This is a genomic window from Tardiphaga sp. 37S4, assembly GCF_021044645.1.
Classification (GTDB): domain Bacteria; phylum Pseudomonadota; class Alphaproteobacteria; order Rhizobiales; family Xanthobacteraceae; genus Tardiphaga; species Tardiphaga robiniae.
Genome location: NZ_CP088008.1, coordinates 471,869 through 493,279, shown reverse-complemented (window position 1 = coordinate 493,279; position 21,411 = coordinate 471,869). Strand labels below are relative to the sequence as shown.

The following is a 21,411-nucleotide window of genomic DNA, read 5'->3' as shown; positions in this document are numbered from 1 at the left end:
TTACGCTCAGACTAGGTGATCTCGCGCTCAAGAGCTCTCAAGCGGATCAAGTTGGATGCCGCATCGGCGATGGTGCCGAGCGCTTCCCGTTCATTCGCGCTCAATCTTCTCGGCTTCACATCAATCACGCATGTCGAACCCAGAGCAAAGCCGAGAGGGTCGCGAACGGGCGCGCCGGCATAGAAACGAAAGCCGTACGGCTGGGCTATCGTGGGATTCTGCGAAAACTGAGGTGCCTTCGACAGATCTTCGATGACAGTCAGTTCATTGGCAACGAGCGTTTCGTTACAGAACGCCCAGTCACGCGGCGTAGTGGATCCATCAAAACCGGTCCGCGACTTGAACCACTGCTCATCTTGCGTCACGAGTGTAAACATTGCGATCGGCGCCCGAACGGCATGGGCCGCCAACCGGACCAGTCTATCAAAACCTGGATCAGGCGCGGATCCAAGCAACCCCGAGTCTCTCACTGCCGCCAGTCGGGCGCGTTCGTTCCAGGGCGTTCGAAATGCAAAATCGAGATCGTGACGCCCGGTCTTCATCAAGTGTTCGACGACGGCCGCGCTTGTCGCAGCGACATCGGGCAACATTCCCAGCCGGACACGCTGTGGCTCGCGCAAAACGGGGGTACCAGACCTTGTCATCGTGAGACTGACGATCGTCGTTTGTGCGAAACGACCATCGTTGGAGAGCGAAGCGACTAGCTTTTTGCGCTCGGCTTCGTCGGCGTGTTCAACAACGATCAGCATTGGCGGCGTGAGTGTGAGCCACTCACGGACCTGCTGAAGGCCTTCCGCAACATGAAGGAGCAGGCCCAAGCCGGGAAGACCGGCACTCCGCCACCCGTCGCCACGTCCCCCGGCCGCCAAAATGATCGCGTGGGCCCTGACACCCGATTGCTGCTGCAAAGGACGCTCGATCAAATCGAACACAGCCTGGCGCGGTATCCGCCGATGCCCCCCCGGCGTTTTCCACGAAGGAAGCTGCCCGCTTTCGACCCAGAGCTGGGCGGTACGGGTTGATATGCCCAGCAGCTGGGCGGCCTCCGCCGTCGTCAAAATATCTTTCACATCATCATCCACTGTGTGGACCATACATATTCGGGAATGCCTAATTCGCAATAAAATTGAGACGAGAGGGTCGTCAGAACACCGGGATTCGGACGCGACATTCGCACCAATAGCATCGGCCGGTCACCGGCACCTCAATTCTGACGAGCGAACGCAACCTCAGATGCATCGGCTCGCCAGCAAACGCCTGTCAGCCCCCCATGCACAACAGGCTCAAATGGGGCCTGTGAGAAGGCCGTAAGACCGCTGGTAAAGACGCCCGCCCGCGAAACGCAACAGGGCATTTCTCAATTTGCGGGGGAAGCGACGCATTTTGTCGCGGGCGGCACACTGGCGGTGAACCCAATCAACGCGCTTTTTACGGCGTGCTTCGTATCGCAGGAGCGCCGTGTCAACGCATAACGTCTCCGCAAGTTCATGAGCTAGAACGATGGCATCTTCGACCGCCATGCTGGCACCCTGAGCCATACTCGGCGGCGATGCGTGCGCTGCGTCGCCCACAAGAGCGACCCGATTCCGGCACAAGCTGTTCAACTGCAGGCTCACCAGTTCTCCATAGTGAACCCTCGCCTTCGCGCACAGATCGAGAACGGGATAAAGAGGACCCGCGATATCCCGAAACAATGGCTTCAGGGGTGTCGATGGCGAGTAGATCTTGCGATGCGCATCGTCGGCCGACATATCGGCGTAGACGTACATTTCGGACGATGACACCGGCTTGGCGAGAAGGCTGTTCGTGGCGCCAAGCATCAATGTCCAATCATTGATGTTGCAGATGTTCGGCACGATAAAGCGCCAGCACACGTTTCCCACATAGACGGGCGATGCGGCGTCGGGGAAGACGGACTCGCGCACCGTGGAATTAACGCCGTCAGCGCCGATGACCAAATCATATTGTTCCACGCCACCATCCTGAAATGCCACACGACTACAGTAGCGATCGCTGCTGATATCCAGGATACGCCGGTGCTGAATGAGGCTGTCACCCACCCCTTCCTTGAGCAGATCCCAGAGCGCCGAACGCTTCATGGATCGACACGGTGCGACATCGCCCCAGAATGAACTCGTATCGATTTCATTCAGGAGATTCCCGTCTTCATCGTAGAAACGCTGGTAAGCGATCGGATGCGAGATATCCAGCAGCGCGTCGCGCAGTCCGAGTTCACCGAGAGCCCTCACCCCGTTGCCGGGTAGAAACAGCGCAGCGCCACCGACACCAGCAAAGTTATTGCGCTCGACAATCCGGGCCTGGAAACCGCGCTGAGCTAGTGCGCGGTGCATAGCCAGGCCGGCGATGCCGGCCCCTACGATTAGTATACGCATTTGATCTGTCCGATATTCGTTGAAACCAATGGAGATCTCCATCGAGTCTCCCATTGGAGGCGTTATGAGTGGATGCGGCGAAGATCGCAGCAAGGCTAATTCGGCTTCGGAGCTGCACCGCGCTCCCCATTCGAACTCCCCGCGCCTGCGCTCTACCGACCGGCTAATCGCTTCGCCTTCCCGTCAGCTCTTTCAGGAACTCGGACAGCAGGCGATTGACGATATGGGGGACCTCCCAGAATGGGGAATGGGTCGCATGCGGGATTCGGAAGCATTTTTCTCGCCAAAGGTTGCCATAGCGAACGCCATCGACGTAATCGAGATTGATGATTGCATCATTCTCGCCGTTTACGATGGCGGTTGGCACATTTGTTAGTTCGATCACCGCGCGTTGATTGACGCCTGCGCCTTTTCTCGCTGCAGAAAACAGCCTGCTTCTGAACTGCTTATCGGCGCGTTCGATGGCCTTCTGCATAAAGGGTTCGAAGTCTCTGCCAAATACAACTTTGGCAAATTCCCGCGCTTCTTCTGACGTCAGCTCGCCTCTGGATGCCAAACCGTTCAGCGGCTTTCCGATGAATCCTTCTGCAAAATTTTCTCCCAACGCCGGCGTTCCCATCAGGAACTGCCCGCGTGAAATGCCCGAACGGGCGAGTATTTCGATCGCGATATGCCCGCCAAGCGAGGCACCGACAATCGCCGCATAGTTGATGTCGAGCTCACCAAGAAGCTCGATCACCAGATGGGCGAGGCCCGGACGTGAGTAAGTCCGTTCGGGATCCAGGGCATCTTCTGAATCGCCATGGCCGGGCAGATCGAAGCTGATCAGATGGTAGCCGTCCAGCAACGGCGACGTGATCTGCTTCTGAAACACCGCGCGGCACGCCGAATTCCCGTGAATGAAAACGACGGGAAAGCCTGCTCCTCTTGTTTCGACAGCGATTCTGCCATGAGACGTTTTGACGTCGAGACGTGTGGTAGCGTTCATATTCATTCTCTGTACCCACCTTGCGCCATCACTGGCGAACAAGTGGCTGATCATGTTCACTGGGGAATTCGTGGCGCGCTGCGACCGGCGCCACGACACGATGTTTTTGGCCGGCTCAGTAAAGTCAGCCGCGATGAGTGCCTGCGTCGCTCTGCGCATGCGACAAGCCATGCTGCTCCCGGATCATGTCGGCAGCCCGCTCTCCAATGACGACACACGGCGCCATCGTGTTTCCGGTCGTGATACGCGGCATGATCGAAGCGTCGGCGACGCGCAGGCCGTCGATGCCGTAGACCTTTAGCTCGCGATCAACCACGGACATGCTGTCGCGTCCCATCTTCGCCGTGCAGGACTGGTGCCAATAGGTGACCGCCGATTTCCGGATGAAATCGATCAATCCCGCATGGTCGCGTGGACCCGGGGCTGCCTCGCTCTGGATCAGCGGAGCGAATGCCTCGTTGTTGCCGACCTCGCGGCACAACTCCACGGCCGCGATTGCAGCGGCCAGATCCTCGGGCGCGCTCAGTGCGTTCGGCTCGATGAGAATGGGATCGGTGTGGTCAGGCCCGGAGAGCCGCAACCGGCCACGGCTTTTTGGTTGGGCAAGCCCGGCGAACATGGTCCAGCCATGTTCCGGTGTCGCGATCTCCGCCTCAGCGGGCGAGGGCACCGCGAATTCGAGCTGGCACTGAACGATATCCGGCTGAAGCAGACGGGAATCGCTTTTCCAGTAAAGCGTCGCTTCGCAGCCACCGCCGCCGACGCCTTCAGGCTTGCGATAGGCCCAGGTGCACCCGAAAGCGAGATGATCCTGATGGTTGCGGCCGACGCCGGGCAAATGCTGGACAACAGCGATGCCGTGGGCCTTCAACTCATCGCGCGGGCCGATGCCCGACTGCATGAGGACCTTGGGCGTATGGACGGCACCAAGCGACAGCACCGTCTCGCATCGCGCGCGAAACTTCCGGCGCTCGCCATTGACCAGAGCTTCGACACCGATGACCTTCTTGCCATCAAACAGCAGCCGCGTGACCAGCGCATCGGTCAGGACGGTGAGATTCGATCGCGCCAGCGCCGGGTAGGTGTAAGAGCGGAACACAGACTCCCGCTTGCCATCCCGAATGCGCAGCTCCGCGATCGACGCGCCCCCTGCGCTCTCCATCATCTCGCCGTTGGGGCTGTCGAAAACCGGAATGCCCATGAGGCCGGCGGCACTCACCAAAGCCCGCGCGATCGGCTGCGGGGCGCCCGGCTGCGCCACATAGACCGGGCCGCCGCTTCCGCGTCGCAGCGCATCCGGCGCGCCGCGCCAATCCTCGATCCGGCGATAGTAGCCGAGCACTGACTTGTAGCCCCATGCATCATCGCCCGCTTCCGCGGCGAAGTGTTCCCAGTCTTCTTTGTGGCCACGCGCCCACACCATCACATTGATGCTCGAGCCGCCGCCGAGGCCTTTGCCCATGCTGAGCGGAAGCCGTCGGCCGCCGAGCCCTGCTGCGGGCTCGCCCATGAATCCCCAGTCCCGCGCACTGCCGAGATTGCTCGGCCACATCGACGGCTCCGAGACGGCGTCGCAATTGTCGTCGCCGCCGGCTTCGAGCAGCAGCACGCGCGCGTTGCCGTCTTCAGCGAGTCTTGCCGCAACGACCGATCCGCTGGATCCGGCGCCGCAGACGATGAAGTCGAACGCGGCGCTGGTTTGTGTCGCGAGAGAAGCGCTGCTTGGTGTTGCCTGGTGGAGCTGTGTGAGCCGCGTTGTGTCGTTCATCTGGTTGACCTCCGTCGATGAGCTGGGGTGACGAGGCCCGCCTGATAATGGGCTTAGGTTTCATATTCAGCAATATTATCAAATCTATCATATCTAGATTTGGACAAGATCGGGCCCCGGCTGCCCGCCAGGAGCGCGGCGCGACGGGCCAATGGTCTGATTCAATTAGGTATTATTTTGCAGCCGTCGGGATATCGGCGAAGACCAGACGCCGTGCCGTCGTCTTCAAAACTTTTCGTGATGCGTCAGTCTCGACACGCGATCCTCGGTGGAGCCGCCTGCACGCGCAGCGATTCATCGCCGCTCTCTGCCTGCAGCGCTCGCGACGGGAAGCAATAAAAATGGGAGCGGCACATGATGCCGCTCCCATTTGTTAGCACGACGCTGGATGCGTTATTTCGATGTGCTTTTCGCAGCTTTTTCGATCACGTCGGCGACGACTTTGGGCTGCGTCATGAAAAGCGCATGACTGGCCGAAACAGTGGTGACATCAGCGCCGATGCGCTTTGCCATATGTTGCAGCATCGCCTGTTCGAACGCCCTGTCCTCAGTGGCGATGACCGCCCAACTCGGTTTGGACCGCCAGGCTGCGTTCTTCAGCTTGGCACCGAAGGCCGACATGTTGATCGGCACTTGCGAGTCCCGCATAAACGCAGCGTCTGCATCGCTGACGTCGTGAGCAAAGCCGGACTTGAACTTCTCGAGGCTGACAAAGCCAAAACCATCTGCTGCCTTGTCGATGACGAACTGCGATGCCGGCGCAAAACCTTGATATTGCTGAGCCGTCGTTTCTCCGGCATCAGGCGAGAGCGCAGAGACATAGACAAGTCCCACCACTTTTGCATCGACGCCCGCTTCCGTAATCACGGTTCCGCCCCAGGAGTGGCCAACAAGAATGGTGGGACCGCTCGCTCGATCGAGCGCACGCTTGGTGGCGGCGACATCGTCATCAAGCGACGTGAGCGGGTTCTGGACGATTGTCACCTGAAAGCCGCGGTTCTTCAGCTCTTCGTACACGCCGCGCCATCCCGAACCGTCGGCAAACGCTCCGTGGACCAGCACGACATTTCGGACAGTCTGGCTTTGCGACGCCGCCTCAGGGGCAGATGCTGCCATCGCAGCAGTATAGCTGCCGCTGCCGCGATCGTCGCAAGAGTTCTTCTTCTTTTGGTAACGCTCATCATCTCTCTTTCTAAAGGCTTGTTAAAAATCCCGCGTGATCTAGACGATCGACCTCGCCTCGGCCATGTGGCTTTGCGCCGCCCTGCAAGGCGAAGTACCTCGCAGGGCGGCGTTGCCCGATCGCTACACAGTCGGCACGGTCCCACCGTCAATCGTGTAGTCGGTGCCGGTGATCGCCGCAGCTCGGTCGGACGCAAGGAATGCGATGAGGCTGGCGACCTCTTCCGGTTTTGTTGGCCGACCTAGCGGGATGCCGCCCAGCGCCTCCATGATGATCTTTTTGCCGCCCTCGTAGTCGGTGCCCGCATGCGCGGCCAGACGATTAGCAAGCGCCACCGACGCTTCCGTCTCGATCCACCCCGGCGACACCCGCACGACGCGGACTCCTTTCGGGGTCACTTCCTTGGACAGCGCCTTGCTATAGGTCGACAGTGCGGCTTTCGCGGCGGCATAGGCCGTTGTCGATTCCGGTAGCGGAAGCTGCCTTTGAATCGAGGACACGTGAACAACGACGCCGCTGCCCTGAGCGATCATGCCAGGCAGAAGATGCTTGTCGAGCCGAATGGCTGGGAAGAGATTGAGATACAGTTCCCTGTGCCAGTCCGCGTCGGTCAGCGCCAAGAAGCCGCCTCCCGGCGCTGACGATCCACCGAGCATGTGCACGACGAGATCTACCCCGCCAAGACGTTCAGCCACAGCATCGGCGACGCCAGCGCAGCCGTCTTCCGTGGTGAGATCCGCCGCGACGAAAAGCGCCTCGGGCAGCGCCTCCGTTCGGGAACGCGCGGTCGTGATCACTTGTGCGCCGAGCTCACGGAACAGATTGACCGTCGCAGCACCAGCGCCCTTGGTGCCCGCGGTGATGAGGGCGCGCTTTCCTTTCAACGTGAGAAATCCGGTCATCAGCCAATCTCCAGCTCGGCAATTTTTCCGCCGATAATCGTGAAGGTGTAATTGAGCGCCGCGGGGCTACCGGGGAAGTATCCGGTCACTGTCGCCCGGACTCTTGTTTTGTTGTCCACATGTGCGACCTCGAACGGCACGGCGACGTGGTGATACTTATCCTTCGCGGCTGACCACCACTTGCGGATCGCATCGACCCCCTGGTGACGAACTCCTTCGTCCATCACCGATCCGTTGTGAGAAAACGCTGCGACCACGGCGTGCGGATCGCTCCGTTCGTCTGCGTCGAAGAACGCTTTGGCTGTATCCGGTAAATCCATCATCTCTCTTCTCCACTGTAACGCTCGACCCTCACCTAGCACTCGACGATTGTCGCAATAAGTGGGATAAATCGGGACGAGGAACTGAATGGATCGGGACAATGGAGCGCGCTGGGCTAAACGATCTGGAAGCGGTGATGGCGATCGCGCGGCGGGGAAGTTTTCGGGCCGCGGCGATTGACCTTGGCATGTCCAGCACCGCGCTCAGTCATGCGATCGGCAAATTCGAGGAGCGCCTAGGTGTCCGGCTATTCAACCGGACCACCCGTAGTGTATCCGTCACCGACGCCGGGCGGTTGTTTGTGGAACAAGTTGGCCCCGCACTGCTCAACCTTCATGGCGCCCTGGACACGGTACGATCCCAGCGCGAGACGCCATCGGGCACGATCCGGATCAATGCTGCCCCGTTCGCTGCCCGCGAAATCATATCGCCGCTTGTGATCGAGTTTCTGCGCCGCTTTCCGGATATGAATGTCGATCTGGTCACCGAAGGGCGACTCGTCGATGTCGTTGCCGATGGTTTCGATCTCGGCGTCCGGGTCGCCGACCTCGTGCCCAGTGACATGATCACGGTATCGCTCGGCCGCGCGCAGCGCTACGCCATCGTTGCATCGCCGGACTATCTGAAGCGCCACGGCAGGCCGCGCGTGCCACCCGACCTGCTCAATCACCGGTGCATTCGAGTCCGGCTTCCCGACGGCGCGCTGTTTCGCTGGCGGTTTGAACGCGACGGAGAGGCAATTCAGATCGATGCGCCCGGTCCGATCGTGCTGGACGAAGTGAACCTGTCCCGCATTGCCGTCGCGGAGAATGTCGGGATTGGCTGCTTCATGGAGCAGAGCGTCTTGGCCGACATCGAGGCCAAGCGCTTCGTGCGCCTGCTGGAAGACTGGACCCCGCCTTTTCCCGGGCTATGCCTGTATTACCCTGGGCGCCGGAATCCGTCAGCGGGGTTGAAGGCGTTTCTTGCGCTGGCGCGCGAGCTAGCAAATTCCAAATTCTAAAGATGATGGGATAAGTGCGCAGGGCTTCACATTTAGCAGGTGTATCTCAATGTCCGCTTAGCGCCAGTACCTGACATTCAATGAGCACGTTCAGGGATGCTCCCTACTCGCCCCCCAGCCCCAGCCGGTTCGGCATCCGCTTCTCGATATTGAACTTGAGCAGTGCAGCCGAGCGGAAGATGCCGTGGGCGAACTTGCCATAGGGCAGCGTTAGGAACAACGCCATTACGGTGCCGAGATGGATCGCGAGCCACAGCGCCATGAAGCGGGTATCGCGCAGCAGCAGCAGCGCGAAGCCGGTGGCGCTGACCAGCAGCAGCAGCGCGATAAAGCCGCGATCCATGGCGTTCTGCTTGACGTCGGCGCGCAGCGCATCGCGCTTCAGGTTCAGCCACAGCAGGCCGGCCGGCCCGACGATCAGACCGATGCCGCCGAGTGAGCCGAGGATCACCGGCGCGCTGGCGAAGGCATAGGGTGCGTGCAGATTCCACAGATAGTGATACAGCGTCGCTACGCAGGTCGCCGCAAAGCACAGCAGGAAGCCATACAACGTGAAGTGGTGGAAGCGACGCCGCCACAGCGTGAAGGTATCGTCGCCCTCATTGCAGCCCTCGCCGTGGCCGCCGTCGAGATACTTCAGTCGCACGACGTCGTGGACGGCTTCGGCCACCGCAGGAACGCGCGCCTGCGCGGCCGCCTTGATGTCGGCAGGATTGCCGTCCTTCGTCGGCGAGACCTCGCGCCAGAATTTGACGACACCGATGGCGAGCGCCAGCATTGCCAACAGGAACACGGTGCCGAACAAGAGCGCCAGGAAGTTGTGCGGGAAGATCGCGTAGAAATTCCCGGCCAGCGGTTCGTGGATCAGCCGGCCATTCATCGCGATCGCGAGGATCATGAATAGCGCGAGACCGCCCGAGAGCGCGAAGGCAACCGTCAGCCCGGCGCGTTCATAGAGTCGGCCGAAAGCGAGCGGCCACGCATAGTCCTGATAGGTGCGCACCCGCACCTTGGCCATGGCCTGCGGGACATTGACCGCGAATTCATGCGGCGGCGCGTATTGGCAGGCATAAAGACACGAGCCGCAATTGTGGCAGAGGTTGGCGAGGTAATGCGTATCGGCCTGATTGAATTCGAGCCGGCGCGTCATCGCCGGAAACACGGCACAGAACCCTTCGCAATAACGGCATGCGTTGCAGATCTGCATGACGCGGGCGATCTCCGCCTCGCCTGTGGTCAGCGCGTCGGCGAAGTTCACGCCGCCTTCGCAGGCGCCGCCGGCGACGGGCGCTTCCGACTCAGTGACCGGCGGCATAGCGAAGCTCCTCGTGGAATGTCGGGTGGCGATGCCCGGTCGCGGCCGCCGCATTGACGCCGGCGATGCGACCGAACGCGGTGCCGATGCTCATGCCGACGCCGGCGGTGTAGCCCTTGCCGAGCACATTGCCGGCGACCATCTCGCCGGCGGCAAACAGATTGCTGCTGACGACGCCATCAAAGCGGCAGGCGGCTGTGGCATCGGTCTTCATGCCCAGATAGGTGAAAGTAATGCCGGGTTTGAGCGGATAGGCGTAGAATGGGGGCGTGTCGATCACCCGCGCCCAATGGGTCTTGGCCGGCGCGAGACCATCGGTACGGCAGTCGTCGAGCGCGGTGTGGTCGAAGGTACCGGGACGACACGCCGCGTTGTAAGCGGACAGCGTTTCAACGAAAGTCGCGGGATCGACACCGATCTTGACCGCCAGTTCGTCCAGCGTATTCGCCTTGGTGCCGTCGAACACCGGTGGCATGAAGCGGCCAATCGCTTTCTGGTCGATGATTGACCACGCGGTCTGGCCGGGCTGCTGCGCGACGAGGCGGCCCCAGATCGCATAGCGCTTCGGCCAGAAGTCCTCGCCCTCATCATAGAAGCGCCGGGCCTCGCGATTGACGACGACGCCGAGCGAGACGCAATCGATGCGCGTGCAGATGCCGCCGTCATAGAGCGGCGCGCGCGCGTCGATGGCAACGCAATGCGCTTGGGTGGGATCGCCGATGGTATCAGCGCCGGCATCGATCATGAATTTGAGCAGCACCCCTTGATTGAAGCGGGTGCCACGGATCAGAAAGTTCTCCGCGGTCCATTCACCACGCTCGTTCTGGCCCCAGGCCTCGCGCTGCCATTCCAGATTGGACTCGAAGCCGCCGCAAGCGAGCACGCAGCTTTTCGCCGTGATGCGCTCCCCGGACTCGGTAACCGCAGCGACGAACTGTCCATCCTTCAACTCAAGCGTCTTCACGGGCGTGTCGTAACGGATGTCGATGCCGAGCGCCTCGGCTGACCGGTAATAGGCATTCACCAGCGCCTTGCCGCCGCCCATGAAGAACGCATTGGTCCGCGCCACGTGCAGCGCGCCGGACAAGGGAGGCTGGAAATGCACGCCGTGCCTGCGCATCCACGGCCGGCAGCGCGACGAATGCCGGATCACCATCCGGGCCAGCGGCTCGTCAGTCAGGCCGCCCGTAACCTTCAGGAGGTCCTGCCAGTATTCTTCCTCGGGATAGGCCTCGACTAGCACGTCCTGCGGTTCGTCATGCATGCAGCGCAGGTTGCGCACATGCATCGAATTGCCGCCGCGCCATTCTTTCGGAGCGGATTCCAGCATCAGCACCGACGCGCCTGCTTCACGCGCCATCAGCGCCGCGCACAGAGCCGCGTTGCCGCCGCCGATCACGAGTACGTCTGGCATGGTCGTTGCCATGATCAAACCAGTCCTGCGCAGCTTTGCGCCGCGCGTAAAACTGTCAGCGTCGGTAGACCGGCCATTCGCCACCCAGATTGATTGTGAGTTTCTCGGCCACAGGGCCAAGCACACGCTTCATTTCGGCAATCTCCGCCTCGCCGAAGCGCTCGCGCGGCCCGGACAGCGAGATCACGCCGACCAGCATGCCACGCGGACCGAACACCGGTGCCGCCACCGCGGCGCAGCTCGGATCACGCTCGCCGAGCGAGACATCAAAACCAGTGGCGCGAATGGCGTCATAGCGTTTTCCGGTGCTGCCGGCGTAAGCGAGAATGATGTGTCCGGCCGCGCCGCGCAGTAGTGCATAGCTGTGACCGGCCTCGACGCGGTCGAGCGTCGCGTGACGCGAATTGACCCGGAACAGGCAGACGCGATTGTCGGCATCCTGCCGCACATGGAACGACGCGCTTTCGGTGCCGCGATCGACCAGCTCCTGCAGCGCCGGCACCACGTGATGCCCAAGCGCATTCTTGCGGGTAAAGGCGACGCCGAGTCGGAACGCCGTGGGACCGAGATCGTAGCTGCCGTCCGGCAGCCGCGTCACATAGCCAGTCGGGATCAGCGAACCCAGTAGCCGCAGGATGGTGCTCTTGTAGAAGCCGGTGCGCACCGCAAGCTCGGCCAGCGTCATCGGCTGGTCCGCGGTTTCGAGCGCCGCCACGATGGAGAGAGCCCGCTCGACAGCGGCCACGCCCTCCCCGGCTTCGCGCACCGGGGCGTCCATCGTCACAGCTTTGGTTGCGGGCTTCTTCATGGGAGCTTCCGATCAGGCCGTCCGCGACGCCTTGATGACGCGCGCGATTACCGGCCAGTAGAGGTCGCCATCACCGGCGTCAATCGCCTCACCAAGGAGCTTGTCGGCAAGTTCCGCGCCCTGCAGCTTTATATCCACGGACTTCGCCAGATCGAGCGCATAGGAGATGTCCTTGCGGGCATATTCAGTCGAGAAGGCGCGCTCCGGGAAGGTGTCGGGCAGCATCGCCTTCATGCCGTGATTGCGCAGCGCGAAACTGTCGGCCGAGCCTTTGGCGAGCGTTTCAAACACCAGCTTGGGATCGAGCCCGGCGCGCTTGGCCGTCTCCAGCGCCTCGCCGAGCGCAACGACGGTCTCCATCAGCACCATGTTGTTGAGGATCTTGACCACCTGCCCGGCGCCGATATCGCCGCAATGGGTGATGTCGGTGGCGAAGGTGGCGATCAGCGGCTGCAGTTTCGCGAAAATGGCGGCGCTGGCGCCGACCATGACGCTCAACGTGCCCTCTTCGGCCGCCTGACGTGTGCGCGCGATCGGCGCATCCGCATAAGCGGCGCCCTTGGCGGCGAAGCGCTTGGCGAGGTCGCGGCTGGCTTCGACCGGCGAGGTGCCGAGATCGACGATGGTGTGGCGTGCATCGGCAAACGCAAGCAGCCCGTCACCACCCTCACACACCGCCTGAACATGCTTGCCGCTCGGCAGCGCCATGAAGATGACATCGCACTGCCTAGCAAGTTCGGCCAGCGAGGTGGCGCGCTTGACGCCGGCTTCGGCCAGACGCGCGAGCGGCGCATCGGCGCGATCGAAGCCGAACACCGGCAAGCCCGACTTGCGCGCCAGATTGCGGCACATCGGCTCGCCCATCACGCCCATACCGATAAAACCAATGGCGGTCACCATGCCGCACTCCTTCGTCTTCATTTCAAGAGAGATCGAGAAGCGGGCGCAGCCAGGCTGCACCCGCGATGTCGTGGTTCGCTTAGCCCTTGACCAGCGGGCAGTTGCCTTCGCTCATCGGCCGGAACGCCTGTTCGCCGGGTGAGGTGGTGATGACCTTGTAGTAATCGAACTTATACTTCGATTCTTCCGGCTTCTTTACCTGCACCAGATACATGTTGTGCAACACGCGGCCATCGGGACGCACAGTGACGTCCTTGTTGTACATGTCGTTGACCTTCATCTCGTGCATCTTCTTGGCAACCACGGCCGGGTCCTTGGTGCCCGCGGCCTTCACGGCGGCGAGATAGTGATGCACACCGCTATACACACCGGCCTGCACCATGCTGGGGACCTTGTTGTTGGTCATCGCGAAATAGCGCTTGGTCCAGGCGCGGGTCTCGTCATTGAGGTCCCAGTAGAACGAGGTCGTCACCTGCAGGCCCTGCGTCGCCTTGAGACCGAGCGCATTGACGTCGGTGATGAAGACGAGAAGACCGGCGAGCTGCTGGCCGCTCTCGACGATGCCGAATTCACCAGCCTGCTTGATGGCGGTCTGCACGTCGGCGCCGGAGGTGGCGAGACCGACGACCTTGGCCTTCGAGCCCTGCGCCTGCAGCAGGAACGAGGCCATGTCGGTGGTCCCCAGCGGATGTGCGGAGGAACCGATCACCTTGCCGCCAGCGCCCTCGATGAACTTCGTCGCATCACGCTGCAAGGCATGGCCGAAAGCATAATCGGCAGAGATGAAATACCAGGTGTTGCCACCGGCCTTGGTGATGGCCTCAGATGTTAGCTTCGACAGCGCATAGGTGTCGTAGTTGAAATGGAAGCTCACCGGCGAGCAGGCCTTGCCGGTGAAGTCCGACGAGCCCGGGCCGCTGATGGTGAAGATCTTGCCCTTCTGCTTTGCCACTTCGAGGATGGCGAAGCCGGCCGACGATGCGGCACCGTCGGCGATCATGTCGACGTTTTCGGTATCGAACCAGCGACGCGCGGTGGCCGCAGCGACGTCCGGCTTGTTCTGGTGATCGGCGGTGACCACCTCGATCTTCTGCCCGAGAATCTCGCCGCCGAAATCCTCGGCCGCGAGCTTGGCAGCCGCCACCGAGCCGACGCCGCCATTGTCGGCGAACACGCCTGACTGGTCGTTCAGCACGCCGATCTTGATGGTCTCCGCAGCGCTGGCGACCTGCGCCGACAGCAAGAGTGCGGCGGATAGATATAGACTTTTCGTGAATGCCCTGGTTGTCATGTGATGCCCTCTCCTCAGATTTTCTGTTGTTGTTGGATTTTCTCAAGCACCGGCGCGATGTAACGCCGGAATTGCGCGGGGTTCTCGCTCATCGGGAAATGGCCGAGCTGCTCCATCACGGTGACTTCCGTGCCCGCGATGCCGGCGGCCGTTCGCACGGTGTCTTCGGGCATGCAGGAGAAGTCGTATTCACCGGTGAGCAGATAGAGCGGACAGAGTTTTGTATCGATCGCCTTGGTGCGGCCACGCAGGTCACCATCGACACGATAAAAATACAGGTCGCCCTTGAACACGCCGGGGCCGCCCTGCTTGTAAGCCCACAGCGTTTCCATGCGCGCTGCCGCAGGAGACTGCGGCGCGACAAGGCCGGACACCAGCGCGGCGCAGACTTCACCACCATGAATGTCGGGGCGGTTGAGCCAGGTCGTATCGTACCACGGCGCCTGAAAGTCAGCGGCCTCGAGGCCGATCAACGCGCAGAATTCGCTGGCGTGATCGATCGCCAGATTGAGCACGATGCGGCCGCCGATCGAGCAACCCATCACGACAGGCTTGTCGAGATCGAGCGCCGCGCAGAACGCGCGGATCGTCTGTGTGTAGCGTGCGGTGGTGAGTTGATATTCGCTGCCGTCCCAGTTCGCCGGCGGATTCGACTTGCCATGCCAGGGCATGTCGAAGGCGATGATACGGTAGTTCCTCGTGAACTCCTCATCGGCAAGGAGATAGCGCCACTGCCGGTTGTCGGAGCCAGCAGTGTGCAGGCAGACCAGCGGAATGCCCTGCCCGGCTTCCTCGAAATAGATCCGGTGCGAGGTGCCGTCGATGTCGACATGCACGTAACGACCGACCATCGGTTCGATGTAAGCGGTCATGCGACACCTCCCGCGCTGCGCGGCAGCGCCAGCAGGTCCTTGAAATACTGAAGGTTGGTCATGAAGGGCTTGATGTCGCCTTCGAGCGTGGCGTCGCCGCGCTTGGTGAGCGAGAGCAGGTCATGCCAGCCTGCCTTTGGCATCGGTTGCCAGAACGCGGTCCATGCGTCAGGCGTGGCGCGATAGCCGAACGTCCACGAGCGCATCAGCACTGGCGCCGCCACCATATCGATGATGCGGCCGGCGCGAATGGCGACGTGGAACGCCTGCGTGGTCGAACCGAGCAGACAATCGACGTCGAGGAAGCGCCCGCGCTGGATCAGCGCAGCGTCGCGTTCGAGCAACGCCGGAATTTGCGAGAATGCCTCGCTGACCGGATCAGATCTTTTCAAGACCGGACTCCTTGATGATGCGGCCCCACAATTCGGTCTGCTTGGCCACGTGTTCGGCGAGGCCTTCGGGCGTGCTGACATCCGGCTCGAGACCGATATCGGCGAAGAACTTCTTGGCTTCGTCGGTCGCCATCACCTCAAGGAACGCCTTGTTGAGCTTCTGCACAATGTCGGCAGGGACGTTCTTCGGCGCGAACAACCCGCTCCAGGCGGCGAAGTCATAGCCGGGCAGACCGACATCGGCCATTGGCGCTACGCCGGGCAGCGAGGCGACCTTCTGCGCCGTCGTCACGCCAAGCGCGCGCAGGCTGCCATTGTTGATGAATTCGCGCGTCACGGCGACGTCGGTGATGACGAATTCAATACGGCCGCCGAGCAGATCGGTGATCGCCTGCGGCGTGCCGGGATAGGAGATGCGCACGGCGTCGATGCTCGCCGTCGATTTGACGAGCTGCGCCGCCGCCATGCTGCCGGTGTTGCCCGAGCCGTAGCTGAGCTTGCCCGGATTGGTTTTGCCGTAGGCGATGAATTCCTTGAGGTCCTTGGCCGGAAAATCCTTGGCGACCACCATCACCAGTGGATTGCGCGTCAACCGCGCGATCGGCGTGAAGTCGGCGACGGGATCGAATGGCATCTTGTTGTAAAGATGCACATTCGCCGAATGGGTCGAATTGGTCGCGAGATACAGCGTATAGCCGTCGCCCGGCGCGCGCGCGACTTCGGCGGCGCCGATATTGGCGTTGGCGCCCGGCTTGTTGTCGACGAGGATCTTCTGGCCCAGCACTGCGCCGACCTTCTCGGCGAGGAAGCGCGCTTCCACATCGGTGGCGCTGCCCGCGGGGAACGGCACCAGCAGCCGGATCATCTTGCTCGGATAGACGTCCTGCGCCTGCGCCGGTGTGAACACCGCTGCCGTCGCCGCCAGCATGCCTGCCATCGCGCCGCGCCGCGTGAGCGACCACGCCGCAGCCCACTGCTCTCTCATGTTTCAACTCCCAATCGATATTCTTGATGATTTTGTTGTTCAGCGCGCCCGACGCGTGATGACCGACACGCAAGTGGCGCGCGCCGCGGCATCTGCCGCTGCGTTCTCCGCCATCTCGCATCGTCCGATCGTACGCATCTTCGATCTCATTCAATCCCAGAACGTTCTGTCTGACAGAACTATTGTTCTATTATATCAACATATGATTGGATGCCGCGCAAGTGAGGCTGAGTCAACCGCTTCCGACGACCAAGAAAGTGCACTTCGACATGACCTATCCCAACATCGAGCTTTACGTGGACGGACACTGGCGCCGGGCCTCCGGCACGCCGATCATCAATCCCGCCGACGAGAGCGTACTAGGGACGGTGCCGCATGCGACGAAAGCCGATCTCGAAGATGCGCTCGATGCGGCGGTGCGCGGCTTCAATGTTTGGCGCAAGACGGCACCGAACGCGCGCGCGCAAATCATTCTGAAGGCTGCGACGTTGATCCGCTCGCGCGTCGACGAGATGGCGACGGCGATGGTGCTGGAGCAAGGCAAGCCGCTCGATCAGGCGAAGCTCGAAATCCTGCGCGGCTGCGAGATCATCGAATGGGATGCAACCGAAGGCATGCGCATGTATGGCCGCGTGATCTCGGCCGGTCCCGGTCTGCAGCATACGGTGTACCGCCAGCCGATCGGCCCGGTGGCGGCCTTCTCGCCGTGGAATTTCCCAATGAGCTCACCGGCGCGCAAGGTGGCCGGCGCGCTGTCGTCGGGCTGTTCGATCATCCTGAAAGCTTCGGAAGAAACCCCGGCCGGCGCGCTGCAGCTGGCGCGCGCGTTCCATGATGCAGGCTTGCCCGCGGGCGTACTCAATCTCGTGTTCGGCGATCCTGCCGAAATCTCCGGCTATCTGGTGCCGCATCAGGCCATCCGCCTGATCACCTTCACCGGCTCGGTACCGGTTGGCAAACATCTCGCCGCCATGGCCGGTCAGCAGATGAAGCCGGCGATCATGGAGCTCGGCGGACATGGCCCGGTGATCGTCTGCGACGATGCTGATCCCGTCACCACCGCCCAGGCTTCGGTCGTCACCAAGTCACGCAATGCCGGTCAGGTTTGCGTCGCGCCGACGCGTTTCTTCGTGCACGAGAAGAACTTTGAGATCTTCGCAAAGAGTTTTGCCGAAGGCGCCGCCAAGCTGAAGATCGGCAATGGCATGGATCCATCCACGCAGCTCGGGCCTTTAGCGAATTCACGACGCGTCAACGCCATGGAACGGCTCGTGTCGGACGCCAAGGACCGCGGCGCGCGCGTGCTCGCGGGTGGCCAGCGCATCAACAATCGCGGTTACTTCTATCCACTCACCGTGCTCGCCGACGTGCCCGACGATGCATTGGCGATGAACGAGGAGCCGTTCGGTCCGCTCGCTCTCGTCAATCCGGTGCGCGATCTCGACGAAGCCATCGCCAAGGCCAATGCATTGCCGTTCGGCCTTGCCGCCTATGCCTTCACGAAGTCAGCCGACAACGTGCAGCGGATCTCCAACGACGTGGAAACCGGTAACCTCACTATCAACCACTTCGTCGCATCCACAGCGGAGACCCCGTTCGGCGGCGTCAAGGACTCAGGCTATGGCCGCGAAGGCGGTACCGAGGGCCTCGCCTGCTACACGGTGACGAAGAACGTGTCGCATAAATTTGCGTGAGACATTCGTGGAGGCTGGGAAGCACTCTGGTTCTTCAAACAACTTTTGAAGAACCAGAGTCGCACGGGTGCAATTTCCCGACACGATCTGCCCTCGTGCGATTGGTTTAAGCGACGGTACCGCTCCCAAAAATACATCGTCCGCGAAGTGGGGCAGTGGCGAGAAGTTGTCATGCAAACGGAAGCTTCGGCGAGCGCCGGGCCTGCGAGTGGGGAAAGGTCACCCCAGCCTGCGCGCCTCAGCTCGCACCGAGATCGTAGACCTGTAGAACGCTACGGCCGCGCGTGCAGGTGACGCGCCGGCCGCGGCCTTCCTTCCGGATCTTGATGCCTACGCGCCGCTCCCGACGATCGTGGCGCTCGCGACAACCATACAAAGAAGCAGGTTTAAGAGCATCCACGCCTCCGCACCGCCCCCCAAGCGGAACTTCCGCAAAACTCATCCATGTCCGCTTTGCGCCAGAAGCGGTCGTTCTCACCTTCCCGCAGATCGCGATAAGCCGTGCGTATGCTGTCTCACCAGCGCAGCGAAAACGTCGTGGCCGCTCATGCCGCCTTCGCTAGTTCACTTTACTGACCGCAGGAGCCGGTACGATCCGTATCGGAGTTTGGGAACCGTACAACCGCATTGTCAGGTTGAAGCCTACGGCCGGCGCAGGCAGCACCTAGTTGATGAAGCTCTTCGGCTTCGGCGCTCGCGTGCCGCGGATGCGGCCAGGCCGGATGCGTAAATCGCTGTCGCCCGCGCTCATCGCAAAGGCTCCACGAACAGGGAATGCCGGGCAGTGCCGAAAACACTGTTGAATTCATTGGCGAAAGCATCAGGCGCGGCACGCGCCCCGACCGACGGCACGCCCGAACCCAAGCCATTCCAATGGCTTGTGGTTTAAGCGGCGAGCCTCTTTTATCTCGCCTTCCTAATCGGGCGGTCAAAGTCAACACTTCGCTACGCTTTTTCGCGATTTTCCGCATATCACCAATTCCTTTCTCTCTGCGCTGATGGTGAGCAGAGTCCGCCACAACCACGTGCACGATCTGCATTCTCCAGGCGGGGTCCATGCGTTCCTTCGCGTTCAGCACTTGGCTGTCGCATGCTCTTCATCAGGTTCGTAAACAGGGCTGTTCAAGCAGTCCGGCGCTCTCCTCACGTGGACGGAAGCAGGCAAGAGATAGCGGACATTCCCCGTTTCACGGCCCCGCCAGCGGACGCTCAACGCGCGCGCGGATCTCTAATCTTTGCTCCTCCTCAACATGCCGGGTGCAACACCAGCGTTAAGCTTTCGTGCTCCTGCAGCAGTTACTTTGCAGGCTTCAATCGCAGTCGCTGCGTCGCCTTTGCACCAAAGCCGACATGGAAGTCCGTTTCGCCGACCCACATTCGATGTAGGATGCCCGCGAGCTTGCGCGCGACCGCGACGATCGCGCACAGCATGCTTGACCGCTTGGCTATCCGCGGGCCCCACGCCCGCAACGCCGACCATTTCCTGACCCGCAGCAGAAGACTTGCGGCCGCCTCGCAAAGCGCCTCGCGAACCGCGACGTCACCCTGCTTCGTAATTCGGCCTTCATAGTCGATGGAGGTTCCAGACTGGTGCCCTCTCGGCGTCAGGCCAAAATGCGCACCAAGTGTCCGAGATCGCGCAAAACGAAGAGGACCATCAACACCGACCTTGAACGAAAGGGCCGCAACGAGACCCACGCCGGGTACGGTCATTAATCGACGACAAATCGCATCATGCTGGACTACCTGCAGGAGCACCTTATGCAATCGTTCGTAGCCTTCGAAGATCGCTCGCCGCACCTCCAGCATAGCTTCAATCATCATGGTAAATACCGGATCGCCGTGCTCGATCAACTCGCGGACTCGCGCTTCGTATCCCCCGCGGCCGACTGCTCCAACCATCAGACCGCAAGCCCTAAGCGTACCACGAATGTGGTTTTCAATATCGATCAGCTTGCGCTTGAGGAGCTTCCTGTTGGCTAATAACGAGCGCATCTTCTGCATCTCGATGTTCTTGACATGGACCGCGCGGTACCAGGCCAGGCGCATCATCCGCGCAACGCCTCGGGCGTCGTCACGGTCCGTCTTATTGCGCATCGTCGACAGCGAGACACGCATATGGCGCGCTTCGACAACAATGATCGGGACCCCGGCCGGCTGAAAGTTCACGGTACAACCAGATGCCGAGCGACGACGCTTCGACACCGACCGTATCGAGGCGATCCGCGTAGCTTTCAAGAGCGAAGCGGATCGCCGCCGGCACCGTGTTGATCTTTATCTCGCGCACCGTAAGACCCTCACTATCGACGATGCAAAGGCTGGTTTCCTCAAGGCCGACGTCCAATCCAACATACAGTTTCATTGGAGCTCTCCGTTGTGTGAACGACCACATAAGTCGTTGCACCACGCTTCGGATTCCGCCACGGCCGTGCTATTCTCGTGCACCGGTTTCTCGAAGCCCGATTTGAAGAGCCGTCGTCGTGTTTCCCTGCTGCTCTCGCCCTCCCAGCCGTTCTATCCCGAAGCACCTTATGGCGCGCGAGACTGCACATCCCGTCATGACTGGCCACCGGCATTAGATCGGGCAACAAACAGGCTGCGCGCTTGCGGCACGATTGCTGGGAGATCGCGCATCGGATCACTCGTCGAAGCGCGGTTCGATCGAAGCTCAGCCGACACCTGATCGGCAGCGGTTGCGCGTTCGGATCGCCCGACGAACAGCGGCGCCTCGGTCCATGACTTCGAATGAACAGCAGCGACGGAGGGCGGACCGGCGAGTTCACCGCCACCCAACAAAAGAGTAATCTTTGCCACATAGGCGAGGGTCTCCGCCGGCAGTGGACGGCCCGCGAGATAGTGTTCGTAGCGGCACGGGCCCGCATTGTACGGGACGAGGAAACCGGGCGAGCCATAGCGGTCGTGCAGTTCGCGGAGGTACACAGCACCGGCCAGGATGCCGTCATGGGGATCGTAGGGATCGTTGCCGAAGCGGCGATGTGCGCGCAGGTCCGCCCAGGTCTCGGGCATGATCTGCATCAATCCCATCGCACCTTTTGGCGATCTGGCCCGCGGGTCACCGGCACTTTCGACGGTCATCACGGCGCGTATCCAGTGCGCCGGTACAGCAAGCGGCGCCGCGACCGATTGAAGCGGCGTTGTCTAGCTAGTACGGTAGGTTCGAC

19 protein-coding genes and 1 pseudogene are annotated in these 21,411 nt (G+C 61.4%); 2 read left to right on the top strand and 18 right to left on the bottom strand.

Features of this window, described 5'->3' with window-relative positions:
* Positions 1–11: 11 nt before the first annotated feature.
* From LPB73_RS02350 to LPB73_RS02320, 7 genes and pseudogenes are all read right to left on the bottom strand, one after another.
* Positions 12–1,070, bottom strand: a complete 1,059-nt coding sequence (locus LPB73_RS02350; protein WP_231079477.1) for a helix-turn-helix domain-containing protein — start codon at positions 1,068–1,070, stop codon at positions 12–14.
* A gap of 213 nt (positions 1,071–1,283) precedes the next feature.
* The gene (locus tag LPB73_RS02345; RefSeq protein WP_231079476.1) at positions 1,284–2,435 is read right to left on the bottom strand and encodes an FAD-dependent monooxygenase; all 1,152 of its coding nucleotides are present in this window, start codon (positions 2,433–2,435) and stop codon (positions 1,284–1,286) included.
* A gap of 121 nt (positions 2,436–2,556) precedes the next feature.
* On the bottom strand, positions 2,557–3,381 hold the full coding sequence (locus LPB73_RS02340; RefSeq protein ID WP_231079475.1) for an alpha/beta fold hydrolase: 825 nt from the start codon (positions 3,379–3,381) through the stop codon (positions 2,557–2,559).
* Positions 3,382–3,505: 124 nt separating this feature from the next.
* Positions 3,506–5,149 carry a GMC family oxidoreductase gene (locus LPB73_RS02335; protein ID WP_231079474.1) on the bottom strand — a complete coding sequence of 548 codons (1,644 nt, stop codon included), beginning with the start codon at positions 5,147–5,149 and terminating at the stop codon, positions 3,506–3,508.
* 393 nt (positions 5,150–5,542) lie between these two features.
* Positions 5,543–6,330: pseudogene (locus tag LPB73_RS02330) on the bottom strand (alpha/beta hydrolase).
* A gap of 124 nt (positions 6,331–6,454) precedes the next feature.
* Positions 6,455–7,234 carry an SDR family oxidoreductase gene (locus tag LPB73_RS02325; RefSeq protein ID WP_231079472.1) on the bottom strand — a complete coding sequence of 260 codons (780 nt, stop codon included), beginning with the start codon at positions 7,232–7,234 and terminating at the stop codon, positions 6,455–6,457.
* Positions 7,234–7,557, bottom strand: coding sequence for a nuclear transport factor 2 family protein (locus LPB73_RS02320; RefSeq protein ID WP_231079471.1), 324 nt, complete (start codon positions 7,555–7,557; stop codon positions 7,234–7,236). Before LPB73_RS02320 ends, LPB73_RS02325 begins: the two co-directional genes overlap by 1 nt.
* Before the next feature lie 98 nt (positions 7,558–7,655).
* Between LPB73_RS02320 and LPB73_RS02315 the strand changes: the two genes are divergently transcribed.
* Positions 7,656–8,558 carry a LysR family transcriptional regulator gene (locus LPB73_RS02315; RefSeq protein WP_231079470.1) on the top strand — a complete coding sequence of 301 codons (903 nt, stop codon included), beginning with the start codon at positions 7,656–7,658 and terminating at the stop codon, positions 8,556–8,558.
* A 103-nt stretch (positions 8,559–8,661) separates the two neighbouring features.
* On the opposite strand, the gene tcuB is transcribed toward LPB73_RS02315, so the two are convergent.
* The 8 genes from tcuB to LPB73_RS02275 all read right to left on the bottom strand — a co-directional run bounded on the left by tcuB (position 8,662) and on the right by LPB73_RS02275 (position 16,535).
* Positions 8,662–9,873 (bottom strand): tricarballylate utilization 4Fe-4S protein TcuB, encoded by a 1,212-nt coding sequence (gene tcuB, locus LPB73_RS02310; RefSeq protein WP_256461250.1) that lies wholly within the window; start codon positions 9,871–9,873, stop codon positions 8,662–8,664.
* On the bottom strand, positions 9,857–11,287 hold the full coding sequence (tcuA, locus tag LPB73_RS02305) for an FAD-dependent tricarballylate dehydrogenase TcuA (protein WP_231081039.1): 1,431 nt from the start codon (positions 11,285–11,287) through the stop codon (positions 9,857–9,859). The genes tcuB and tcuA overlap by 17 nt, the downstream gene beginning before the upstream one ends.
* Positions 11,288–11,342: 55 nt before the next feature.
* Entirely contained in the window at positions 11,343–12,095 is a 753-nt protein-coding gene (locus tag LPB73_RS02300) for an IclR family transcriptional regulator (protein ID WP_231079469.1), read from the bottom strand.
* A 12-nt stretch (positions 12,096–12,107) separates the two neighbouring features.
* On the bottom strand, positions 12,108–12,995 hold the full coding sequence (locus LPB73_RS02295; RefSeq protein ID WP_231079468.1) for an NAD(P)-dependent oxidoreductase: 888 nt from the start codon (positions 12,993–12,995) through the stop codon (positions 12,108–12,110).
* A gap of 79 nt (positions 12,996–13,074) precedes the next feature.
* Positions 13,075–14,286: an ABC transporter substrate-binding protein gene (locus tag LPB73_RS02290; RefSeq protein WP_231079467.1), complete on the bottom strand. Its 1,212-nt coding sequence runs from the start codon at positions 14,284–14,286 to the stop codon at positions 13,075–13,077.
* A 14-nt stretch (positions 14,287–14,300) separates the two neighbouring features.
* A complete protein-coding gene (locus tag LPB73_RS02285) occupies positions 14,301–15,158 on the bottom strand; it encodes an alpha/beta fold hydrolase (RefSeq protein WP_231079466.1) in 858 nt (285 codons plus the stop codon).
* Positions 15,155–15,550, bottom strand: coding sequence for a hypothetical protein (locus LPB73_RS02280; protein ID WP_231079465.1), 396 nt, complete (start codon positions 15,548–15,550; stop codon positions 15,155–15,157). The genes LPB73_RS02285 and LPB73_RS02280 overlap by 4 nt, the downstream gene beginning before the upstream one ends.
* Entirely contained in the window at positions 15,537–16,535 is a 999-nt protein-coding gene (locus LPB73_RS02275) for a Bug family tripartite tricarboxylate transporter substrate binding protein (protein ID WP_231079464.1), read from the bottom strand. Before LPB73_RS02275 ends, LPB73_RS02280 begins: the two co-directional genes overlap by 14 nt.
* Before the next feature lie 269 nt (positions 16,536–16,804).
* Between LPB73_RS02275 and LPB73_RS02270 the strand changes: the two genes are divergently transcribed.
* Entirely contained in the window at positions 16,805–18,229 is a 1,425-nt protein-coding gene (locus LPB73_RS02270; RefSeq protein ID WP_231079463.1) for an NAD-dependent succinate-semialdehyde dehydrogenase, read from the top strand.
* Positions 18,230–19,525: 1,296 nt separating this feature from the next.
* Here the strand turns inward: LPB73_RS02270 and LPB73_RS02265 are convergent.
* The 3 genes from LPB73_RS02265 to LPB73_RS02255 form a co-directional block, all read right to left on the bottom strand.
* A complete protein-coding gene (locus tag LPB73_RS02265) occupies positions 19,526–20,347 on the bottom strand; it encodes an IS110 family transposase (RefSeq protein WP_231079462.1) in 822 nt (273 codons plus the stop codon).
* Positions 20,316–20,591, bottom strand: a complete 276-nt coding sequence (locus LPB73_RS02260; protein WP_199711954.1) for a hypothetical protein — start codon at positions 20,589–20,591, stop codon at positions 20,316–20,318. The genes LPB73_RS02265 and LPB73_RS02260 overlap by 32 nt, the downstream gene beginning before the upstream one ends.
* Positions 20,592–20,785: 194 nt before the next feature.
* Positions 20,786–21,325: a lytic transglycosylase domain-containing protein gene (locus LPB73_RS02255; protein ID WP_120286959.1), complete on the bottom strand. Its 540-nt coding sequence runs from the start codon at positions 21,323–21,325 to the stop codon at positions 20,786–20,788.
* Positions 21,326–21,411 lie beyond the last annotated feature (86 nt).